We start from the raw sequence: 20,799 nt of genomic DNA on the forward strand, positions 1-20,799 counted from the left end.
TCATCCGTCCGCGCCGCTGTGACGCCGGATGAAGGCGTCCACGAGTTCCTGCTGCGCCCGATCGCTGGCACCGGTCAGCTCGATCACGTCCCCGTCGATCGTGAGCTTCACCGTCCGCCCGCCGCCGGACCTGCGCAGCCACCCTCGCACGACGGCGACAACCGCGCCGATCGCCTGCAGGCCAGGTGCCAACGAGACGGACAGAACGCCTGCGAGCGCGGCGAGGCCGCTCCGCGTCCCCTCGGGTGCCGCACCCTCGTAGTAAGGCTCGACCGACTGGACGTCGAGCGTCAGCAACTCCTCCCGCAGCAACAGCGCCAGCTCCTCGAGCCGCGCCTCGTCGGATCCCTCCTCGACCACCCCTACGCGAACATCGGCGCTCATGACCCCTCCCCGCCCCCCAGGCCGCGCGTGGTTCAACCATGCTCCTGTGCCGTCCCGGCGACAAGGCGTGACCTGCGGGTAGGCTGCGGAACCCAGAGTGGCAGCTGTACGTCGGAGGGGCGTCATGGTGGGCAAGCGGGGACGTGTGATCGGCCGGATCGCACCGGGGATCGTCGGCGAGGTGATGCTGCCGGTCCGGGGTGCCACCGAGGCCTTCTACGCTTACCCGGCGACCGACGAGGTGATCGAGGTGGGCACACAGGTGGTCGTGGTCGATTTCGACCCGCCCCGCACCGTGTACGTCGCTCGCGCCATCTGACTCCCTGTTCCTCTGAATCTGTACAGCCCCTGGAGGGGAAATGCTCTGGACGTACGTGATCATCGCCGCGGTGGCGGTGGTCGTCCTCCTCATCGTGTTCCGGATGGTCTGGAGGGTGGCGGAGCCGAACGAGGCTCTGATCATCTCCGGCCTCGGCGCGCACTCGAGCTCCGAGCAGATCAACGAGACGCTCGGCTTCAAGATCGTGGTCGGCCGCGGCACCGCCGTACTGCCGGGCTTCCAGACCGTACGGCGGTTGCCGCTGGACATCCGCGCGACACCGCTGACCGTCACCTGCGTGTCCAGCCAGGGCATCCCGCTGCACATCAAGGGCGTCACGGCGTACAAGGTCGGTGACGACTACGGCTCGATCGCGAACGCGGCCCGGCGGTTCCTGGAGCAGAGCGACGAGCAGGTGATGAGCACGATCCACGAGCTGTTCGCCGGTCACCTGCGGGCGATCGTCGGCTCGACCACGGTCGAGGAGATGCTGCACGACCGGGAGACGCTGACCACGAACATCCGCGGCTCGCTGGCCGGCGACATGGAGAAGCTCGGCCTGGTGGTCGACTCGCTGCAGATCCAGGAGATCGACGACGAGTCCGGCTACATCAAGAACCTGGGCCGCCCGCAGGCCGCCGCGGTCGAGGCCGCGGCCCGGATCGCGCAGGCCGAGCGCGACCGGGAGGCGACCGAGCGCGAGCAGGCCGCCGCGGCGCAGAAGGCCGCGGCCGTCCGGGAGAGCTCGATCGCCCAGGCCGGCTACCAGGCCGAGGTCGACCAGGCCAACTCGAAGGCGTCCCAGTCCGGCCCGCTGGCCGAGGCGCTGGCCCGGCAGGAGGTCGTGGTCGCCGAGACGGAGACCGCGAAGCTGAACGCATCGCTGGCCGAGAAGCAGCTGGAGTCGACCGTGCTGAAGCCGGCCGATGCCGAGGCGTACCGGCAGCGCACACTCGCCCAGGCCGCCCGTGACGCGCAGATCGCGGCCGCCGAGGCTCAGGCCCGGGAGGTCCACCTGCGCGGTGAGGCGCAGGCGAAGGCGACCGAGCTGACCGGTAAGGCCGAGGCCGCCGCCGTCCAGGCGAAGGCGATGGCCGAGGCGGCCGGCATCAAGGCCCGGGCCGAGGCGCTGGCCACCAACACCGACGCGGTCGTCGCCCAGCAGCTGGCCGAGGCGTACCCGGAGATCGTCCGGGCGGCGTCGTCGTCGTTCGACAAGGTCGGCAACATGGTCGTGCTGAACGGTGCCCAGGGCATCGAGGACACCCTGGTGAAGACCATCACCATGGGCGGCTCCGGCTTCGCACTGGCCAAGCAGCTGATCGACTCCCTGGCCACCAAGAAGAACGAGAAGCCCCTCCTAGAGTCCGTCCCCGACGAGACCGCGTAGTAAGACCCCCGCGTAACGTCCGAAAAACTGTGGCCTATAGCGCTCGGTTCTTCGGACGTTACGGCTTTCAGAGCCCGAGGTGCGCGAGTACGGCGAGCACGCGGCGGTGACCGGAATCGGTCGGGGGCAGGTCGAGCTTGAGGAAGACGTTGCCGACGTGCTTGTGGACGGCGCCTTCGGAGATCACCAGCTTCTCGGCGATCGCTGTGTTGCCGAGTCCCTCCGCCATCAGCGCGAGTACCTCATGTTCCCGTGGCGTCAGCCGGTCCAGTGGGTTGCTCCGCTTGACCATCAGCTGGCTGACCACCTCCGGGTCGAGCACAGTCCCTCCCGCGGCCACCCGCCGTACCGCCTCAATGAACTCGTCGACTCGGGACACCCGGTCCTTCAGCAGATAGCCGACGCCTTCACTGCCGGCCGCAAGTAATTCGGCCGCGTAGACCTCCTCGACGTACTGCGAGAAGACCAGCACCGGGAGGCCGGGCCGGACCAGGCGGGCCTCGATCGCGGCACGGAGGCCCTCGTCGGTGAAGGTCGGCGGGAGGCGTACGTCGACCACCGCGATGTCCACCTCGTGCGTCGCCATCGCCTCCGCGAACTCCTCGGCGTCGGTGGCGATCGCGGCAACCTCGAAGCCGGAGTTGTCCAGGAGCAGGCTGAGGCCTTCGGCGAGGATCGGGTTGTCCTCGAGGATCATCACCCGCACGGAAGGATCACCTCGATAGTGGTCGGCCCACCGATCGGGCTCTGCAGCTCTACCTGACCGTCGATCGCCTGCACCCGGTGGAGCATCCCATGCAGCCCACTCCCCCGACCCAGCAGGTCGGACTGCTCGTTGATCCGCGCTCCACCGATCCCGTCGTCGGTGATCACCAGACAGAGCTCAGAACCACGCCGCTCCATCAGTACGTCGACATGCCCGGCGGCACTGTGCTTCGTCACGTTGGTGAGCGACTCGGCGACGACGAAGTACGCAGCCGCTTCCACGGGTGCCGGCACCTGCCCGAGCTCGCCCAGCCGGAGGTCGACGGGCAGTGGGCAGCGAGCGCACAGTGCGGAGACCGCACCGTCCAGACCGCGGTCGGCGAGGATCGGCGGGTACATGGTCCGCAGTACGCCACGCAGCTCGTTCATCGCCTGCTCTGCACCGTCGCGGGCGTCGTCGAGCAGCTTGGCCGCCTTCTCCGGGTCGTCGGCCATGGTCTGCCTGGCGATGCCGATCCGCATGGCCAGTGACACCAGTTGAGCTTGCGTGCCGTCGTGCAGGTCGCGTTCGATGCGCCGTAGCTCTGCACCATGCGAGTCCACGGCGCCGGCCCGGCTCCTGGTCAGCTCCACGACCCGCTGCTGCAACCGTGCGGTGTCCAACTCGGCCTGACTCGGTGCGAGCAGCTGCCGTACCGCTCGAGCGTGTCCGCGGGCCACGGCCGGCGCGACCCAGCCCAGGAAGCCCAGAGTGACTGCCACCTGCAGCGGGCCGAGTGTCAGTGCCTTCAACCAGCTGTCGACGTCGACAGCCATCAGGCTGGACTGGCCTGAGGTGAACGGCCACAGCGCCATGCTGAGGAGTGCCGAGGGGATCCCGCTCACCGAGATCACCCCGATGATCAGTTCGGGGATCATGACCAGGGGCCCGAGCAGAATCCACAGGCTGCGCTTGAAGGACTTGTCCCGGAACAGCGTCACGACGTCGCCCGGCTTGCGCGGGGCGGCCAGCGGCAGCGGCGGGTCCTGCGCCAGACCGAGGTACCCCGTCGCGTTGTACCGCTCATTGTTCGCGAGCCGGACCAGGCTTGCGGTCCCGCCCGGGAAGGCCCAGCCGACCAGCAGGCCGATCGGCAGCGCGGCCAGCAGCACCATCGCCTTCAGAGAGCGGACCACCAGGTATCCACTGGCGCGAAGGCCCCGGAGCCAGATCTTGGTCAACATGCCTCAATCCTCCGGCAACCTACCGCCGCCCGTCGGTACAGCAGGCTCTACTGTTCCTGCTGGCATGAGCTGGAGCGGGGCCGATCAAGGGATCATTCGACCGCGGAGGATGATCAGCCGCGGGTGGGTCAGGACGGCCGGGTTCGCCCGCGGGTCCTCCTCGTACACGACCAAGTCCGCCGGATCGCCGGGCCTCAGCTCACTGGGCGCGCCGAGCCACTCGCGCGCACCCCACGACCCGGCGGCCAGCGCCTGCTCCCCCGACATCCCGATCTCGGTCAGGGCCTGGATCTCCTGCGCCACCAGGCCATGCCCGAGTACGCCGCCGGCGTCGGTCCCGGCGTACACCGGTACGCCGGCCTCGTAAGCGTCCCGCAGCCGGACCAGGCGGCGATCGTAGAGGTCGCGCATGTGGGTCGAGTACACCGGGAACTTGGCGGCGGCCTGGTCGGCGTACTGCGGGAAGTTCTCCAGTTGGACCAGCGTCGGGACCACCGCGACGCCGTACTCGGCCATCCGGTCGAGCATGTCCGGCAGCAGGCCGGTGCCGTGCTCGATGCAGTCGATGCCGGCGGCAAGCAGATCAGGGAGGGCGTGCTCGCCGAACACGTGCGCGGTGACCCGCGCGCCGAGCTCGTGGGCGCGGGCGATCGCCGCGGTCAGCGCCTCGGCCGGCCAGCACGCGGTGAGGTCGCCGGCGTCCCGGTCGATCCAGTCGCCGACCAGCTTGACCCAGCCATCACCACGGCCGGCCTCCTGCTCGACGTACGCGACCAGTTCGTCCGGCTCGATCTCCCAGCCGTAGTTGCGGATGTAGCGCTTCGACCGGGCGATGTGGCGGCCGGCCCGGATGATCTTCGGCAGATCCTCGCGCTCGTCGATCCAGCGGGTGTCCGCGGCCGAACCGGCATCCCGGACCAGCAGCGCGCCGGCCGCGCGGTCGGCGATCGCCTGCTGCTCCTGGGTTTCCCGGTCGACGGCGCCGTGCTGGTCGAGGCCGATGTGGCAGTGCGCGTCGACCAGCCCGGGCACGATCCAGCCACCGGTGTGCACGGTGCTGACATCGGCAGCGGTGGGCCGGTCGACGACCAGCCCACCGCTCAGGTGGAGCTCCCGCTGCTCGCCGGCCGGCAGCACCGTGCCGACCAGCCTGAGTACGCCGGGTTCAGTCATAGGGCCGACCGTATCCGGCGTTCCGTCACCCGTGCGAGCCGCCGCCCGGCGTGCAGGTCGGGGTGGTCGGGTCGTTGCTCGCGCACGGCGTACCGGACGGGGTGTCCGTCGGCGTCGGCGTGGGGGTCGGCGTCGGGGTCGCAGTGGGCGTCGGGGTCGGCGTCTGCGTAGGCGTCCTGGTCGGCGTCTGCGTCGGCCGGGTCGGCCGGTGCGTCGGCGTCGTGACCGGGTCCGGCTGCGTCGCCTCGCCGATCGGCGTGGACGGCCGCGTCGTCGGCAGCGGTGTCGCCGTCGTCGAGGTCGCCGTGGTGTCGTCCGGGATGTCCGGCACCGCGCGCGGGTCGACCTTGCGCTCGGCGTTGCCAGACGACTTCGGCACCGACAGGCTGCCCTTGGCGTTCAGGATCAGGACCGCGTTCTTGCTGTAGACCCGCATCCACTTCAGCACGGTGGCGACGAAGTCCTTGGAGTGCTGGTACCGCAGCAGGGCGGCGACGAGGTCGCGCGGCTGCTTCAGGTCGTCACCCTCGGAGCACAGCACCACCGCGACCGTGGTGACGGCGTCGTACACGTTGTTCGGGTTGCGGAAGCCGTCGCCGTTGCCGTCGGCCCCGAACTCGTCCCACACCTGCGGGATGATCTGCATCGGCCCGACCGCACGGTCCCAGGTCGGATCGCCGTCGTACCGGCCCTTGTCGGAGTCGGTGATCCGGCCGTTGCCGCTCCGGCCGTTCAGCACCGGGCCGAGGATCTTGCCGCGGGTGGTGCCGGCCACGTCGACCCGGCCGCCACTGGCGTGGTCGGACTCGACCTTGCCGACGCCGGCCAGCAACGGCCAGGTCAGCCCACAGTTCGGCCGGACGACGGCGAGGTTCGCGGTGGCGCGGCGGTAGGCGGGGAAGACCCCGCGCGGGATGCCGTTGACGGCACCCGGCCGCCCGGGCCGGACGACGGATCTGCCGTCGGTCGCCCCCTGGACGGGGACGTCGGCGCGGGCGGGCTTGTCGGATCCGAGCCGGCCGTCCACACCGGGACGCTGCGGCACGATCATCGTCAGTTCGTCGAACTCACCGCTGTTCAGCCCGGCTCCAGGCGATGGAGCGACCGGGCTGTCCGCCACGAGCGAGCCGGAGGCACCGGCCCCACCCGAAGCGACTGTCACGATGGCCCCGACCAGGAGGGGGGCTGTGCACAGTGACGCGATGATGATTTTGACCCGACGGTTACCACTACGGGTTAGGCGCATAGTCCCCTCAACGATCCATACGCCAGAAAGTTACATCAAGACGACGCAAAGTTACCTGACCCGCCAACACGTGCGAAAACGGGCTCCCAGGTAATCTGCCGCGTTACCGCACCGGGTCAGTTGGCCGGCTGGGCCGCCTGCGCTGGCGTCGACTCGGAGGTCGGGTCGCCCGCCGGCGTCGTGGTGACGCACGGATCCGGGGTCGGAGTGGCCGTCGGGGTCGCGGTCGGTGTCTCCGTCGGCGCCGGCGTGCACGTCGGTGTTGGCGTCGGCGTGGGGGTCGGTGTCGGCGTCGGCGTGGGGGTCGGCGTGGGGGTCGGTGTCGGCGTGGGGGTCGGAGTCGGCGTCGGCGTCGGCGTCGTGGTCGGCGGCGTCGAGGGCGGCTTCGTCGACGTCGGTGTCGAGGACGGCGGGGTGGCCGGGCTGTTGGACGTCGTGGTCGGCGCCGGCGTGCTCGGCCGGCCCGTGGTCGGTCGCGTCGTCGTCGGCTGAACCGTCGGTGTCGGGGACGGAGTCGGCGTCGTCGTCGTGGTGCCGGTCCGGGTCGGGTCGTTGCTCCGGTCGACGTTGCCGGTGTCGTCGGTCGGCGGGGTGATCACGCCCTGGGTGTCCGGGATCGTCACCGTCTGCGTGCTGTACGTCTGCATCCACCGCAGCACGGTCGACACGTAGTCCATCGAGTGGTTGTACCGCAGCACTGCCTGCACGAGGCCCTGTGGGTCAGCCAGGTTCGCACCGCCGGCGCACAGGTAGTCCCCCGCCGCCCGGGCCGCGTCGAACACGTTGTGCGGGTCCTTGATCCCGTCGCCGTTGCCGTCCGCGCCGAACGTCGTCCACGTCCCCGGGATGAACTGCATCGGCCCGACCGCACGGTCCCAGCTCGCATCGCCGTCGTACACACCGTGGTCGGTGTCCGCGATCGCGGCCATCCCTGGGCCGCCGTTGAGCACCGGTCCCAGGATCCTGCCGCGGGTGTTCCCGTTCGGCTCGACCTTGCCGCCGCTGGCGTGCGCGGACTCGACCTTGCCGATGCCGGCCAGCAGTGGCCAGGTCAGATGGCAGCCGGGCATCGCCAGCGCGAGATCGTTGGCAGCCTTCTGGTACGCCGCCAGCACCGTGCCCGGGATGCCCGAGGTGTCGCCGGTGATGCCGGAAATCGGCTGCACCGTGCCAGTCGTCGTACCCGTGATCGGGACCTGGACCGTCGACTTCTCCTGGGTCGGGAGGCTGCCGTCGACACCGGGCTGCTTCGGGACGTTGTTGGCCAGGTCGTTGAAGACTGCGTCCTCGCGCGGAGCGGCCAGCGCGTGGGCGTCGACGATGAACGTGTTCGAGGTGACGCCACCGACGACGAAGACGGCGACCATGGCGGTGGGCGGAGCCAAGCAGACCCAGGTGGCGGTCAACTTCCCCCGCCACGTGTCCAGGTTCTTGAACTGCTGCCTCATCCGAACCGTCCTTCGACGCATTCCGCAGTGGTGTGTCTCTCGGGCGCAGGCACGATCTTAGTCGTCACAGGGTCGTGGGCAACCGGTAACGGTGCGCCACTTCATACAGTGACCGGGTGCCGAACGGTCGCGTTCAACCCCACGTCGGCCAGAATTCACTCCCGCTCCCCGTCCACCACCATAGGCCGGACCGGGCGCCGCGGCGTCAGCTGATCAGATGACAAATCCGACATCAGCGACGTAGAGGTCAGTTGCCCCCGAGCATCTTCTTGAGGTCGTCCGGCAGCTCGAAGTCGCCGTCCTGCCCGCCGCCGAACGCGGCCGGCAGCTGACCGGGCTGCGGGGCGGCCGGCTGGGAGGTGCCCTGGTTCGCCCGCTTGGCCGGGTTGCCGGAGCCGCGCTTCTTGCCCTTCTTCGACTGCTGCTTGGCCTTCCGCGCACCGCCTGCGCCGGCTCCTGGCATCCCCGGCATCCCCGGGATCCCCTTGCCCGAGGCCATCGCGGACATCATCTTCCGCGCCTCGAAGAACCGCTCGACCAGACCGCTGACGGTGGCGACCTCGGTGCCCGAACCCTTCGCGATCCGGGCCCGGCGGGAGCCGTTGATGATGTTCGGATCGGTCCGCTCGGCCGGGGTCATCGAGTGGATGACCGCCTCGATCCGGTCGATCTCACGCTCGTCGAAGTTCTCCAGCTGGTCCTTGAACTGGTTCGCACCGGGCAGCATGCCGAAGATCTTGGTCAGCGGGCCCATCTTGCGGACCGACTGCATCTGGGCGAGGAAGTCGTCCAGCGTGAAGTCCTTGCCGCCACGCTTCTGCAGCTTCGCCGCGGTCTTGGCGGCCTCCTCGGCGTCGAAGGAGCGCTCGGCCTGCTCGATCAGGCTCATCACGTCGCCCATGCCGAGGATGCGGGACGCCATCCGGTCGGGGTGGAAAACGTCGAAGTCCTCGAGCTTCTCGCCGTTGCTGGCGAACATCACCTGGCGGCCGGTGACCTGCGCGATCGACAGCGCGGCACCACCGCGGGCGTCACCGTCGAGCTTGGTCAGCACAACACCGTCGAAACCGACCCCGTCCTCGAAGGCCCGGGCCGTCGTCACCGCGTCCTGGCCGATCATCGCGTCGACGACGAACAGCACCTCGTCCGGCTGCACCGCGTCGCGGATGTCCGCGGCCTGCTTCATCATGTCCTCGTCGATACCGAGCCGGCCGGCCGTGTCGACGATCACCACGCTGTACTGCTTGGTCCGCGCCTCGTCCATCGCCCTGCGGGCGACGTCCACCGGGTCGCCGACGCCATTACCCGGCTCAGGCGCGAACACCGGTACGCCGGCCTGCCCGCCGACCACCTGCAGCTGGGTGACTGCGTTCGGCCGCTGGAGGTCCGCGGCGACCAGCATCGGCGTCTGGTGCTGGGTCTCCTTCAGCCACTTGGCCAGCTTCCCGGCCAACGTGGTCTTACCGGCGCCCTGCAGACCGGCGAGCATGATCACCGTCGGCGGCCGCTTCGCCATCCGCAGCTCACGGGTCTCGCCACCGAGGATGTTGACGAGTTCCTCGTTGACGATCTTGATCACCTGCTGCGCCGGGTTCAGCCCGCCGCGCACCTCGGCCCCGCTGGCCCGCTCCCGGACCGCCGCGATGAACTCCCGCACCACCGGCAGCGCGACATCGGCCTCCAGCAACGCGATCCGGATCTCCCGGGTGGTCGCGTCGATGTCGGCATCAGTCAGCTTGCCCTTGCCCCGCAGATTCTTGAACGCGGTGGAGAGCCGATCGGAAAGCGTGTCGAACACGAGAAACAGTCCGTTTCCTCGAAGCGATGAACTCCCCGAGTCTACCGGCCCCCCAACCTGTGGATAACTCCCACGCCCCCACCCCGGGAATCGCTAGCGTTGGGCTCGGTGTACGACCAGATCGAGGAGGAGCGCATGCCGTTCGATGTCGAGCGGTTCAACCTGGCTTACCTGCGCGCGCAGGACAAGATCAGGCACGACCCAGAGGCAGCTGTCGCGGATGTGCAGGGCGGCCTCCGCGCGCTCGTGCCCGCGGACGCGTCCGAGCACGACCGGACCTGGACCATGGCTCTGATCGAGGAGCTGGCCGATCCACCAGAGCCCGCGCGCCACTGGAGTGCTCTGTACTACGAGGCCGGCCGCATCAGCGCCGACGCCTACCGGTCCGGTGGATCCGCAGCCGAGCAGATCGCAGTCCTGGAGGAAGCCCGTCGGCAGATCTGGGCGATCGCGGACCGCGCTTCCAAGGATGAGGCTCCGCACATCCGCGCGATGACGCGGACCCTCGAGCATCTGGAGAACGATCTGCGCGACCCAGCCTGGCCGCTCGACGACTCGACCGGCAACGGCGGCTGATCGATGACTGGCGGAGACAGGCTGGTCCCCAGCGACTCCGCCACCTACCTGGAGTTCGCTCGGCTGTACCGGCTGGCGCGAAGCCTTCGTCCGACCAGCGTCGATCGCTGGAACGGCAGCCTGTGGGCAAGCGACTCGGAAACCTCTTTCGGCGGCTTCATTCCGAGAACCGGCGCGATGCGGCTGTCCGGCAGCGCAGTACTGCCCTACCTGACCGGCACCGCCATGCCGGAAGCACTGGCCGGGCAGTCCCAGGCGCTCGCGACCGTCATCCATGAGACGACCCACGCGAGCATCGCGACAGATGACCCGGCTGAACCCAACGCGGTTCGTTCCGAGCATTCCCGTGGCCTGATGGAGGGAGTCGCCGAACTCCGGGCCATCGAGGACTTCCGGCTCTTCACTCGGCAGGCGGGGTACTTCGGTCTCTCCATGCCGCAACCGCAGTACGAGGGCGCCTACACAGCGACCGACAGTCTGGTGAACCAGGTCTCCGGCGTACGCCGGGACCGCGTGTCGATCATCAACGACCTGACCCGCGGCCCGGCGGTCGCGCACTTCGACCAACTGGCGAAGGCCGTCGTCCAGAACCGCCTGTGGGAACCAGTTCCACACCGCGAGGGATCACCAGCGAGCTGCCCAAGCGGCCCTGATTCCCACCATGACGCACGAGCTGTGGCCACGCCTGCAGGATGAGCGGACGACGACCGGTCACTACGTCGCGGAGAAAGTCCGCCAAGCACTGAACGCGAAGATCGACGAGATCCGGCGGCACTACCTGCGGACACCGTTCCAGCCGTTCCCGGCGACGCCATTGCAAACCGCCGTGACCACCGCTCGGCCGGAGCAGCACCGCTCGCAGCAACACGACGAGCCAAGTGAGCTCAGATTTCTTGCCGGGCTCGCACCGGCGTCCCAGGCCACGTGGAGCAGACCCGTGCCAGGTGACGGATCCCGGCGGCCCGGACCGTCTGCCGGACCAGGCCCGCACGGACGCCGATCGCCTGAGCGAGGTCATTGACAACAGGGTCCTCCGGCCGAAAGGATCTAACCGATAAAGGATGATCTATTGGTTAGGAGACCGTGGTGGCCCGGAGTCGGGTGGTGGTGGTGGACGGGCCTTCCAACCTGGGTTTGCGGGCGCCGGTGGTCGGGGCGGTGCCGGGGTGTTACAAGTTGGCGGGGGCGATCAGGGATCAGGGGTTCTTGGGGCGGATCGGGGCGGGGGATGCGGGCTGTGTGACGCCGCCACGGTATGACCGGGGTGGGTGGAAGCCGGGGGACGGAGTGTTCAACGCACCGCAGATGGCGTCGTACACGGTGAAGCTGGCGGATCGGGTGGGCAAGTTGCTCGACGACGAGAAGTTTGTGGTGTTGCTGGGGGGTGAGTGCAGCAACCTGCTGGGGCCGGCGTTGGCGATGAAGCGGCGTGGGCGGTACGGCGTGGTGTACCTGGACGGCCACTCGGACTTCCGGACGGTCGACAACTCGCCGTACGTCGGGGCCGCGGGAGGCGAGGCGCTCGCACTGGTCACCGGGCGCGGACAGGCGGATCTCACCAACCTCGAGGACCTCGGCCCCTACACTCTCGACACCGACGCGGCGCTCCTCGGGATCCGGGAAGACGACGAGTACGTCGCGGACGTCGAGATGGCCGGGATCCCGGTGTGGCCGGCGCTGACGATCGCGGCGGATCCCGCTCGGGCAGCGACTCGAGTCCTCGAGCACTTGGAGCGAGACGAGCTCGACGGGTTCTGGGTGCACCTGGATGTCGACATCCTCGACGCCGAGGTGATGCCCGCCGTGGACAGTCCTGACCCGGGCGGCATCGATCACGCCCACCTCCAGGCCCTGCTCCGACCGTTGCTCGCGTCCCCCCGGTGCAGCGGGATCGACATCGGCATCTACGACCCCGATCTGGATCCCGACGGCAGCTACGCGGCCGAGCTCACCGACACCTTGGTGGCCTCCTTCAGCTGACCCAGACCAGCCCCTGCCCGTGCGGCTCGGCGTGCCCGAGGATCCGCCGTTCCCCGCCCGGCCAGGTCTGCAGCTCGACCACGAACTCGTACGACTCGCCTCGTCGCATCGGTTCGAGTCGGAGCCGCGCCAATGGAGCAGACTCGGACGCCTCCGAGCCGAGCTCCGCCAACCGGTCATCCACAGCTGCCCGATCGTCCGCGGGCAAGTACTGCCACATGATCGAGTGCCACACCACGGTCACGTGCCCCGGAGACAACTCCATCCCCCGCAAGAACGCGACTGCGCCCTCCCGTCGTACGTCGGCCGGCACCTGCCGGGCGATCGCCAGCGCACCACGCAACCGCTCCAGCCGCTCAGCCATGTCGGGCCAGACGTACGACGTGAGCGTACGAGCGCCCTCCTCCGTCAGCGGGTTCACCGGCGCGATGTCGCAACCCACTCGCTCCGCGATCCGCAGCGGCGCCGGCTTCAACGTCCGCCCGGTCCACGCCGACTCGAACACCACGGGACTGTCAGCCGGACCGTACGACGTCCCATCCGCCAAGTACCGGAACTGGTCCGCCCGCAGATTGAGCCCAGCACTAGCCCCGATCTCGAACAGCCGCACAGGCAGCGGCATCGTCTCGACCAGCTGCAGCAGACCGCCATAGAGCGCGGCCGCGCGGCCCACCTCGTTGGTCTGCGGCGGCTGTGTCAGCAACGACCGCACTTCCCCGGACCGTGACTCCAGGACCTGAGCGAACGCCTCCCACCCCAGCACCGGATCCCACACCCCGCCGACACTCGGGTAGAACGCGGCGAGCTCGGGCACCTCCCCCGCCAGCACCAGCCCATGGACTGCGCCCAGCAATCGCAGTCCGATCGCCTCACCGAACGATCGGTCCTCATAGCCGGCCAGTACCTCGACCGACGGACCGCCCACCTCGTAGTCGTCCACGATCAGCCGACACAGTTCGGCGTACATGGGCGACCCGAGGTCCTCACAAGCAACGGCCTGGCGCTGAAGCGCCTCTACGACATGCACACAGCCGAGACTAGAAGGTCAGGCGATCCAGTACCGACTTTGCCGTCGTCCGCGCGTCCTCGTCCTCGAGGGGCGAGCCATGGTCGTCCGTGAGGTAGAAGACATCCACACACTCAGCACCCAGCGTGCTGACATGGGCGGAGCGGATGTCGGCCCCGGTCGAAGCTATGGCCGCCGTGACGTCGTAGAGCAGGCCGGGACGGTCGTGAGCCCGCACCTGCAGCACAGTCGCCGTCTCCGAAGCTCCAGGCAACAGATCGACCCGGCTGGCCACCCGCTGCTTCAGAGCCGACGAGTCGCGCGCGGCCAAGCGTCGTACGAGATCGGTGTCGTCCCGCAGCGCCACAGCGAGCCGGTCACGCAACCGCACCGGGTCGGGCGGCGATCCAGCGACGGTCCACTGCGAGATGCCCAGGCCTTCAACGGAGGTGATGACCGCGGACCGCACAGCGAGCCGCTCCACAGCCAGTACGGCGGCAACCGTCGACAGCGTCCCCACTTGGTCGGGTACGGCGACGTTGACGCGCACGTCACCGTGATGCTCGGTCACTGTCAGCCCGAGCCGCCCGACACCGACCACCTGGTGCAGGACCGGTACGGGGATCGGCGGAGCATCGGTCCACATGCCCTCCCCTCCCCCGGACAGCTCACCGCGGACGCGCCGGCACAGCTCACCGACCAGACGCATCCGCCACGGTGATGACGCAGCCGGACCCGCCGCCCGGGCATCGGCGTACGTGAGCGCCTCCAGCAGGTCGAGCGTCTCGGTGGTGCGGACGATCCCAGCCACCAGGTCCACCGTCATCGGGTCGTCGAGGTCCCGGCGGGTAGCGACCTGAGCGAGCATGAGGTGCTGCCGGACCAGGAGGCCGATCGTGTCCGCATCCGCGTCGATGAAGCCGAGTCGCCGGGCCGCTCGCCCCGCGATGACCGCACCGGTGACACTGTGGTCGCCGTCGACCGCCTTCCCGAGGTCATGCAGCAGTGCGGCGACCAGCAACAGGTCGGGCCGCCGTACGTCGCGCACCATCTTGGAAGCCTCGACACAGGTCTCCAGCAAATGCCGGTCAACAGTGAAGCGGTGGACCGCTGACTGCGGCGGCCGGAACCGCACTGTGTCCCACTCGGGCAGGATCCGCGAGATGTAGCCGGCCTGGTCCAGCGCCTCCCACACCTCGAGCAGCCCGCTGCCCGCACCCAACAGCGCGCACAGCAGCCGCCGCGCCTCACCCGGCCATGGCTCACCCAGGTCAGCAGCGGACGACGCCAATCGCGCGCACACAGCAGGCGACAGGACGAGTTCACGATCGGCGGCGACCGCGGCAGCCCGCAGCCCGAGTACTGCGTCGCGCTCCGGCCGCGCATCCGGCATCAGCACGACTTCACCCTCGTGCTGCCCGACTCCCTCATCGAGTGCCAGCAGCAATGGCCCACCGGTCCGCTGCCGGCGCCTGGACCGTGGCGGCTTGGTCATCAGGCTCTCGACCCGTCGCCAGGACACGTCACACACATGCGCGAGTGTGCGACCGGTCGAGTACACGTGCCGCAGCAATTCATCGCGCCCGGACAGACCGAGCCCGGCTGCGACCTCACCGGCGAGGTCGGCGACCAGTCTGTCGGTGGAACGACCGGCGACCGTGTGCAGCTCGTCGCGAATGTTCAGCAGGTCCAGCCGCGCCCGCTCGACGACCGGATGCGGTACGTCGACCAACCACGACGCCACCAACGCGCGCAGGACGACGGCATCTCGCAGACCGCCGTACGCCTCCTTCAGGTCGGGCTCGGCGAGATGCGCGAGTTCTCCGACGGTCGAGGCCCGGTCACGGCAGGCCTGGGCCAGCTCAGGCAACCTGGAGCGAGCGGTACGCCGCCAGTCCGCCATCAGCACCGACCTCAGCTCCAGCGTGAGGTGCGAGTCCCCCGCGACGTGGCGCGCATCCAGCAGGCCGAGCGCGACGCGAACGTCGTCGGCTGCTGCCTTCCGCGCTTCCGCGAGGGTCCGGACACTGTGGTCCAGCTTGGTCCGCGAGTCCCAGAGCGGATACCAGATCTGTGCGGCCAGCTCGTCCACCCGTGGGTACCCCTCGACGTGCACGAGCATCACGTCGAGATCGCTGTACGGCGACAGCTCCTCCCGGCCATAGCCGCCGACCGCGACCAGCGCGACGCCCTCGGCAGGTACACCGAGGGCGTCACAGGCCTTGGAGAGGAGCAGGTACAGCAGCGCGTCGGCCTCCTCGGCACGAGCGCGCCGCTGTTCTGCTCGGTTCACCATCTAGAGGGCGTCTCCGTCCAGTTCTCCGGTCCGCACCCGGACGATGGTCTCGACCGGGGTGACCCAGACCTTGCCGTCGCCGATCTTGCCGGTCTGCGCGGCCTTGACGATCACGTCCACCACGTCCCCGCTGTCACCGTCCTCGACGACGACCTCGAGCCGGACCTTCGGGACCAGGTCCACCTCGTACTCGGCGCCGCGGTAGACCTCGGTGTGGCCCTTCTGCCGGCCGTAGCCGCTCGCCTCGGTGACCGTCATGCCGGTGACGCCGAACGTCTCCAGCGCGGCCCGGACGTCCTCCAGCTTGTGCGGCTTGACCACCGCGGTGATCAGCTTCATGCGTTCGCACCTTCCTTCTCGGACGTCTCGGTGGTGCCATTCTCGGTCTCAGCGGTGCTCGGCCTGGCCAGCGGGGTGTGCCCACGCAGACCCGACGCGCCCAGGAAGTCGTACGCCGTCTCCGCGTGCTCGACCTGGTCCACACCGGTGACCTCGTCGTCCTCCGTGACCCGGAAGCCGATGGTCATGTCGATCACCTTGCCCAGGATGAACGCCACCGTGAAGGAGTACACACCGACCACCAGGTTGGCCAGCGCCTGCTTGCCCAGCTGCGAGACACCGCCGCCGTAGAACAGGCCGTTGACCGCCGACGGGGCCGCCGCCGTACCGAGGAGGCCGATCATCAGCGAGCCGAACAGACCGCCGACGAGGTGTACGCCGACCACGTCAAGCGAATCGTCGAAGCCGAACTTGTACTTCAGCGAGACCGCGAAGCAGCAGACAGCGCCGGCCAGCAGGCCGAGGATGATCGCACCGACCGGGGTGACCGCGCCACAGGACGGGGTGATCGCGACCAGACCGGCGACCGCACCGGACGCCATGCCCAGCGTGGTGGCCTTGCCGTGCCGGATCCGCTCGATGATCAGCCAGCCGATCACGGCGGCGGCGGTGGCGGCCTGGGTGTTCACGAAGGTGACCGCGGCGGTGGTGCCGGCGCTCAGCGCGGAGCCCGCGTTGAAGCCGAACCAGCCGAACCACAGCAGGCCGCCGCCGAGGATGACCAGCGGCAGGCTGTGCGGCCGCATCGGGTCCTTCTTCCAGCCGATCCGCTTGCCGAGCACGATCGCCAGCGCGAGGGCGGCGGCACCGGCGTTCACGTGCACCGCCGTACCACCGGCGAAGTCGACCGCCTTCAGCTTGTCGCCGATCCAGCCGCCCTCGCCGTCCTGCAGGAACCAGACCGAGTGCGCGACCGGGAAGTACACCAGGAGCGTCCAGCCCACGACGAACGCTATCCAGCCACGGAAGGTGGCCCGGTCCGCGATCGCACCCGAGATCAGCGCCGGCGTGATGATCGCGAACATCAACTGGAACGCGACGAACGCGAGCGTCGGCGTCGAGCCGCTCACCGCGTCCGGGGACATCAGGCCCTTCAGGCCGACTTCGGAGAAGTCACCGACCACATGCCCGGTGTCGCCGGCGAACGTCAAAGAGTAGCCGACCACCACCCACATGATCGTGACGACGGCGATGGTGATGAAACTCATCATCATCATGTTCAGCACGCTCTTCATGCGCACCATGCCGCCGTAGAAGAAGGCCAGGCCTGGTGTCATCAGCATCACCAGGGCGGCGCTTGCCAAGACCCAGGCGGTATCGCCGGCGTTGATCTCCATCAACGTCATCCCTTCCATCGTTCTGGGGGTGGCCGGCGTCCTCAGTCGGGAGACTCCACAACGCCGGGGAGCCCGCGCTCAGCCACACCGCAAACGGTGTCGGCGCGCCGTTTCAGCCGATCGGTCCGTTTGTTTCAGGCATGTGACAAAGCGCCCTCCCAGGTGACATCGAGGTGACATCGGCGAACATGTGGCACTCTGGCCTGGACCACACGGGCCAGCAGCCGCGCCACTGCACCCGTCCGACCTGGGGACGAGAAATGGAGACCAACCACGATGTGAGGCCGCGCCGTGGCCGACCACGAGACCCCGACGCCGAGCCGAGGATCCGGCAGTACGCGCTGAAACTGCTCCTCGAGCGGGGATTCGACGGGATGACCGTCGACGACGTCGCCGAGGCCGCGGGAGTCGGCAAAGCGACGATCTATCGGCGCTGGGCGAGCAAAGAGCTGCTCGCCAGCGACGCGATGGCCCAACTGTTCGACCTGGAGATCCCTGATGCCGACACCGGCTCGATCGCCGGCGATCTGCGCCAGGTCTACAGCTATGCACTGAGCTTCGTGAACAGTGAAAGGGGACTTGCATTGATCCGCCTCGCGGTGTCGGAGGCGAACCGGGATGTCCGGTCCGCCGCGATCTACCGCGACTTCCTGGGGCGCCGGATCGAGCAAACCAGGGACGCCCTGGACCGGGCCCGGGACCGGGGCGAGCCGATTCGGGCGACCGCGGACCCGGTGCTGATGGTCCAGTGGCTCGCCGGGGTATTCATCATCCGCGCGCTGACCGGGGAGCCGATGCCGCTGCCCGAAGACGCGGACCGCCTGGTGGATATCACCCTGCGGGCCATCTTGAAGGACGGTTCAGGGTCGGATGCCTGGTCCGACGGCCAGACCGTCCACGCCGAGTTCGGTGACTCGCCGCACTCTGCCTGAGGACAGGTCCCAGGCCAAGACCCAGCCTCGGACCTGCAGCAGTGGAGTGCCGTCGCCGTACCAGCCCAGGACGGAGCAACAGCCGGGCTCGCGCACGTAGGCGCGGTCGGCCCGGGGCGTCCTCGGCGGCCCGCCGACCGGCTCGCCCAGCACCAGCAGGCGACTGGGCTGAGCGCGCAGAGTGGAGATCGCCGCCAGGACCTGGGGTTGCGAGACCTTCGTCGGGACTTGAGGAAGGTCGTTGGAGACGAAGAGCCGGGCGGCGATGCTGCTCGTCGAGAAGGTCTGGCCGACCCAGAACCGGACCGGGAGCGCCAGGGGGCTGTCCTCGATCCACTGTCCGCTGACCGTGTACCGGCCCACTGACCCGCCGTCCAACCGGAACGGCGCTGTGACCGCATCAGCGTCCTTGGCCCCGTTGACCTTGACCAGTGGTCCCTCGCCGAACCCGCCCTCGCCCACCAGGACGCGGTAGGCCACACCAGGTCCGCTGACGAGTACGCGCTGGGCGTCTCCGAGCCAGGACACGCTGCGGAGGTCTTCGGTCGGTACGTCGTAGTGGCTGACCTCCGCCGTCCCGGCGTTGACCGTAACGAGCTCCCCCGGCTGCGGGAACGCGGCGATCCGGCCGTCGGGTGACACGGCGCCCGGGCTCAACGGCGACCCGGTGGCGATCGGCACCAACTGCACGTCGGCACGCGACCAGGACGCATCGGCGCCCAGCAGCAACGGCCCGTACGTGTCGCCACGCTTCTCCAGCACGACGGCGGCAATCCGGTCGATCGGGTGCTCGGACAACGGTTTTGCGTTGCTGGGCAACTGCAGACTGTCGCCCAGCGGGGTTTCGAGCCGGTCGAGGAAGCGCTCGCTCCCGGACGGCGGGGCCACCCAGTAGTCGATCCCGGCGATCTGTCCGGCCGGTGCGACGTAGTCAGGCGGGTTCGTAGGCGGAGTGGTCGGTGGGACGAGTTCAGCCCCCTTGCCGGAGCTGACTCCGAACCCGATCGCGGCGATGACGGCGATCAGGACCACGACCACAAGTCCGACGAGGACACTGCGGCGCCGGCGTTGCCGGATGGCGACGCCCTCCGCCCAGGCCGCGTCGGCCAGGTCCGGCTCCGGAAGCCGGCCGACCGCCCGGGCGAGCAGCGGCTGGACGTCCTCGCGCCTCACCGCGCCTCACCCCTGTCCGCGTCACGCCAGTCCCCCAGCCCGAGCGCCTTGTTGAACCGGCTGAAGGCCGTCAGCCCGTGCGTGTGCGCCGCCGTGTACGAGATGCCGAGTACGTCGGCCACCTCGTACTCGGTGAGCTCCTCGAGGTGCAGCAGCACGAGCACTGTCCGTTGCACCGGCGTCAGGTCGGCGAGTGCGAGCTTGACCGGGTCGTCCTCGTCCGGGAACGCCTTCACCCGGCTCCAGCGCGCCAGCGCCGGTTGGTACAGCATCCGCTGGACGAACGCATCCGGGTCGTCCACCCTGGTCCAGCGCAGCGACAACCGCGTGAAGGCGCGTAGAAGTGCCTCCTCGGCTCGCTCCAGATCGCCGTACACCAGGTACGCCGTCCGGAGCCATCTGCCCTGCCGCGCATCGACATACGAGGCGAAGTCCGGGTCGACCGTCTCGCGCATCCACCCTCCCTCCCCTATTCAACTCCTCAACTACTCCGCGCTGCTACCGCCAGACGTGTCTCTTCGGTGATCAGGTCGAAGTTGATACCGGCGCCGGTCATCAGGCCGGCGGCCGCGGACGACATCACCTGGGCCATCGGATCGGTCACGTTGCCGGCCGCGAAGACTCCCGGCACCTCGGTCGCACCCCTCGCGTCGACCGGGATGGCCGTGCCGATCTCGACGCCGTTGGCCTCGCGGACGGTCGGCTCCAGACCCAGGTCGGCCAGGAAGTTCGCCCGCGCCCGCACTGTGGTCTGGACCGCAAGAGCCTGCCGCGGGATGACGTTGCCGCCCTCCAGCCGGACTCCGGTCAGCTTGCCGTCCTCCACCTCGAGCTGCTCGACCTTCCCTTGTACTACGGCGATTCCGCGCGCAGCGAGCTCCTCCCACTGCTCTTCGGTCAACTCCGGTGCCGTGTGCAGGAACAGCGTGATGTCGTCACTCAACTGCCGGAACATCTGCACCTGGTGCAGCGCCATCGCACTGGTCGCCAGTACGCCGATCGCCTGGTCGCGCACCTCCCAGCCGTGGCAGTACGGGCAGTGCAGCACGTCCTTGCCCCATCGCTCCGCCAGCCCGGGTACGTCGGGCAACACGTCGACCAGCCCGGTCGTCACCAGCAGTCGCCGGCCCTGGTACGTCGTACCGTCCGCGAGACCGACTGTGAAGTCGCCGTCCCGGCCGGCCGTGGTCACGGTGCCGCTCACGACTTCACCGCCGTACCCGATCACCTCCTGACGGCCGATCGCGGTCAGCTCGCTCGGCGGGATGCCGTCGCGGGTCAGGTAGTTGTGCACGCCCTCGGCCGGCGCATTGCGAGGCGTGGCGTCGTCGATCACCAGCACCGAGCGGCGGGAGCGTGCCAGCGCCATCGCCCCGCTCAGCCCCGCGGCTCCCCCGCCGATCACGATCACGTCGTACTTCTTCATCTCCGGCTCCTCTCGCTGATGGTCCGAGGATCCGCGATGGTTTTCGT

Annotated in this window: 20 protein-coding genes; 6 read left to right on the forward strand and 14 right to left on the reverse strand. The window is 69.1% G+C overall.

Annotated features, from left to right (window positions below; genetic code table 11):
* Nucleotides 1-384, reverse strand: coding sequence for a hypothetical protein (locus tag OG558_RS41505; RefSeq protein ID WP_329479558.1), 384 nt, complete (start codon nt 382-384; stop codon nt 1-3).
* Nucleotides 385-508: 124 nt separating this feature from the next.
* On the opposite strand from OG558_RS41505, the gene OG558_RS41510 reads away from it, so the two are divergent.
* The gene (locus OG558_RS41510) at nt 509-703 is read left to right on the forward strand and encodes a hypothetical protein (protein ID WP_184830799.1); all 195 of its coding nucleotides are present in this window, start codon (nt 509-511) and stop codon (nt 701-703) included.
* Nucleotides 704-743: 40 nt separating this feature from the next.
* Nucleotides 744-2,093, forward strand: coding sequence for an SPFH domain-containing protein (locus tag OG558_RS41515; protein WP_329479560.1), 1,350 nt, complete (start codon nt 744-746; stop codon nt 2,091-2,093).
* 67 nt (nt 2,094-2,160) lie between these two features.
* Here the strand turns inward: OG558_RS41515 and OG558_RS41520 are convergent, their stop codons facing one another.
* The 6 genes from OG558_RS41520 to ffh form a co-directional block, all read right to left on the reverse strand.
* Nucleotides 2,161-2,799, reverse strand: a complete 639-nt coding sequence (locus OG558_RS41520) for a response regulator (RefSeq protein ID WP_405067933.1) — start codon at nt 2,797-2,799, stop codon at nt 2,161-2,163.
* Nucleotides 2,790-4,022 carry a histidine kinase gene (locus tag OG558_RS41525; protein WP_405067934.1) on the reverse strand — a complete coding sequence of 411 codons (1,233 nt, stop codon included), beginning with the start codon at nt 4,020-4,022 and terminating at the stop codon, nt 2,790-2,792. The genes OG558_RS41520 and OG558_RS41525 overlap by 10 nt, the downstream gene beginning before the upstream one ends.
* 84 nt (nt 4,023-4,106) lie before the next feature.
* Nucleotides 4,107-5,195 carry an amidohydrolase family protein gene (locus OG558_RS41530; RefSeq protein ID WP_405067935.1) on the reverse strand — a complete coding sequence of 363 codons (1,089 nt, stop codon included), beginning with the start codon at nt 5,193-5,195 and terminating at the stop codon, nt 4,107-4,109.
* A gap of 25 nt (nt 5,196-5,220) precedes the next feature.
* Nucleotides 5,221-6,357 (reverse strand): lytic transglycosylase domain-containing protein, encoded by a 1,137-nt coding sequence (locus OG558_RS41535; protein ID WP_405067936.1) that lies wholly within the window; start codon nt 6,355-6,357, stop codon nt 5,221-5,223.
* Nucleotides 6,358-6,557: 200 nt separating this feature from the next.
* Nucleotides 6,558-7,889, reverse strand: a complete 1,332-nt coding sequence (locus OG558_RS41540; protein ID WP_405067937.1) for a lytic transglycosylase domain-containing protein — start codon at nt 7,887-7,889, stop codon at nt 6,558-6,560.
* A 247-nt stretch (nt 7,890-8,136) separates the two neighbouring features.
* Nucleotides 8,137-9,687 carry a signal recognition particle protein gene (gene ffh / locus OG558_RS41545; RefSeq protein WP_405067938.1) on the reverse strand — a complete coding sequence of 517 codons (1,551 nt, stop codon included), beginning with the start codon at nt 9,685-9,687 and terminating at the stop codon, nt 8,137-8,139.
* 108 nt (nt 9,688-9,795) lie between these two features.
* On the opposite strand from ffh, the gene OG558_RS41550 reads away from it, so the two are divergent.
* The 3 genes from OG558_RS41550 to OG558_RS41560 all read left to right on the forward strand — a co-directional run bounded on the left by OG558_RS41550 (nt 9,796) and on the right by OG558_RS41560 (nt 12,243).
* On the forward strand, nt 9,796-10,263 hold the full coding sequence (locus OG558_RS41550; protein ID WP_405067939.1) for a hypothetical protein: 468 nt from the start codon (nt 9,796-9,798) through the stop codon (nt 10,261-10,263).
* Nucleotides 10,264-10,266: 3 nt separating this feature from the next.
* Nucleotides 10,267-10,959, forward strand: a complete 693-nt coding sequence (locus OG558_RS41555) for a hypothetical protein (RefSeq protein WP_405067940.1) — start codon at nt 10,267-10,269, stop codon at nt 10,957-10,959.
* Between the two features lie 390 nt (nt 10,960-11,349).
* On the forward strand, nt 11,350-12,243 hold the full coding sequence (locus tag OG558_RS41560; protein WP_405067941.1) for an arginase family protein: 894 nt from the start codon (nt 11,350-11,352) through the stop codon (nt 12,241-12,243).
* On the opposite strand, the gene OG558_RS41565 is transcribed toward OG558_RS41560, so the two are convergent.
* From OG558_RS41565 to OG558_RS41580, 4 genes are read right to left on the reverse strand one after another with little or no spacing between them, the layout of a single operon-like run.
* On the reverse strand, nt 12,236-13,270 hold the full coding sequence (locus tag OG558_RS41565) for a DUF2332 domain-containing protein (RefSeq protein WP_405067942.1): 1,035 nt from the start codon (nt 13,268-13,270) through the stop codon (nt 12,236-12,238). The two genes, OG558_RS41560 and OG558_RS41565, sit on opposite strands and share 8 nt — an antisense overlap.
* Nucleotides 13,271-13,280: 10 nt before the next feature.
* Nucleotides 13,281-15,545 (reverse strand): [protein-PII] uridylyltransferase, encoded by a 2,265-nt coding sequence (locus OG558_RS41570; protein WP_405067944.1) that lies wholly within the window; start codon nt 15,543-15,545, stop codon nt 13,281-13,283.
* The gene (locus tag OG558_RS41575) at nt 15,546-15,884 is read right to left on the reverse strand and encodes a P-II family nitrogen regulator (RefSeq protein ID WP_329479584.1); all 339 of its coding nucleotides are present in this window, start codon (nt 15,882-15,884) and stop codon (nt 15,546-15,548) included.
* A complete protein-coding gene (locus tag OG558_RS41580; protein WP_329479586.1) occupies nt 15,881-17,230 on the reverse strand; it encodes an ammonium transporter in 1,350 nt (449 codons plus the stop codon). The genes OG558_RS41575 and OG558_RS41580 overlap by 4 nt, the downstream gene beginning before the upstream one ends.
* 251 nt (nt 17,231-17,481) lie before the next feature.
* On the opposite strand from OG558_RS41580, the gene OG558_RS41585 reads away from it, so the two are divergent.
* Nucleotides 17,482-18,153, forward strand: a complete 672-nt coding sequence (locus OG558_RS41585) for a TetR/AcrR family transcriptional regulator (protein WP_405067945.1) — start codon at nt 17,482-17,484, stop codon at nt 18,151-18,153.
* Here the strand turns inward: OG558_RS41585 and OG558_RS41590 are convergent.
* From OG558_RS41590 to OG558_RS41600, 3 genes are read right to left on the reverse strand one after another with little or no spacing between them, the layout of a single operon-like run.
* Complete coding sequence (locus tag OG558_RS41590; RefSeq protein ID WP_405067946.1) at nt 18,082-19,326, reverse strand: hypothetical protein; 1,245 nt, start codon at nt 19,324-19,326, stop codon at nt 18,082-18,084. The two genes, OG558_RS41585 and OG558_RS41590, sit on opposite strands and share 72 nt — an antisense overlap.
* A complete protein-coding gene (locus OG558_RS41595) occupies nt 19,323-19,781 on the reverse strand; it encodes a sigma factor-like helix-turn-helix DNA-binding protein (RefSeq protein ID WP_329479593.1) in 459 nt (152 codons plus the stop codon). Before OG558_RS41595 ends, OG558_RS41590 begins: the two co-directional genes overlap by 4 nt.
* Nucleotides 19,782-19,807: 26 nt before the next feature.
* Nucleotides 19,808-20,752 (reverse strand): NAD(P)/FAD-dependent oxidoreductase, encoded by a 945-nt coding sequence (locus OG558_RS41600; protein ID WP_405067947.1) that lies wholly within the window; start codon nt 20,750-20,752, stop codon nt 19,808-19,810.
* Nucleotides 20,753-20,799: the final 47 nt, after the last annotated feature.

The organism is Kribbella sp. NBC_01510 (assembly GCF_045040325.1).
Taxonomy (GTDB): Bacteria; Actinomycetota; Actinomycetes; order Propionibacteriales; family Kribbellaceae; genus Kribbella.

Excerpts from the sequence above, each read along its gene's own strand:
- OG558_RS41505 (WP_329479558.1), bottom strand. The coding sequence starts at position 384 with ATGAGCGCCGATGTTCGCGTAGGGGTGGTCGAGGAGGGATCCGACGAG.
- OG558_RS41510 (WP_184830799.1), top strand. The coding sequence starts at position 509 with ATGGTGGGCAAGCGGGGACGTGTGATCGGCCGGATCGCACCGGGGATC.
- OG558_RS41515 (WP_329479560.1), top strand. The coding sequence starts at position 744 with ATGCTCTGGACGTACGTGATCATCGCCGCGGTGGCGGTGGTCGTCCTC.
- OG558_RS41525 (WP_405067934.1), bottom strand. The coding sequence starts at position 4,022 with ATGTTGACCAAGATCTGGCTCCGGGGCCTTCGCGCCAGTGGATACCTG.
- OG558_RS41530 (WP_405067935.1), bottom strand. The coding sequence starts at position 5,195 with ATGACTGAACCCGGCGTACTCAGGCTGGTCGGCACGGTGCTGCCGGCC.
- OG558_RS41540 (WP_405067937.1), bottom strand. The coding sequence starts at position 7,889 with ATGAGGCAGCAGTTCAAGAACCTGGACACGTGGCGGGGGAAGTTGACC.
- OG558_RS41555 (WP_405067940.1), top strand. The coding sequence starts at position 10,267 with ATGACTGGCGGAGACAGGCTGGTCCCCAGCGACTCCGCCACCTACCTG.
- OG558_RS41570 (WP_405067944.1), bottom strand. The coding sequence starts at position 15,545 with ATGGTGAACCGAGCAGAACAGCGGCGCGCTCGTGCCGAGGAGGCCGAC.
- OG558_RS41575 (WP_329479584.1), bottom strand. The coding sequence starts at position 15,884 with ATGAAGCTGATCACCGCGGTGGTCAAGCCGCACAAGCTGGAGGACGTC.
- OG558_RS41580 (WP_329479586.1), bottom strand. The coding sequence starts at position 17,230 with ATGACGTTGATGGAGATCAACGCCGGCGATACCGCCTGGGTCTTGGCA.
- OG558_RS41585 (WP_405067945.1), top strand. The coding sequence starts at position 17,482 with ATGGAGACCAACCACGATGTGAGGCCGCGCCGTGGCCGACCACGAGAC.
- OG558_RS41595 (WP_329479593.1), bottom strand. The coding sequence starts at position 19,781 with ATGCGCGAGACGGTCGACCCGGACTTCGCCTCGTATGTCGATGCGCGG.
- OG558_RS41600 (WP_405067947.1), bottom strand. The coding sequence starts at position 20,752 with ATGAAGAAGTACGACGTGATCGTGATCGGCGGGGGAGCCGCGGGGCTG.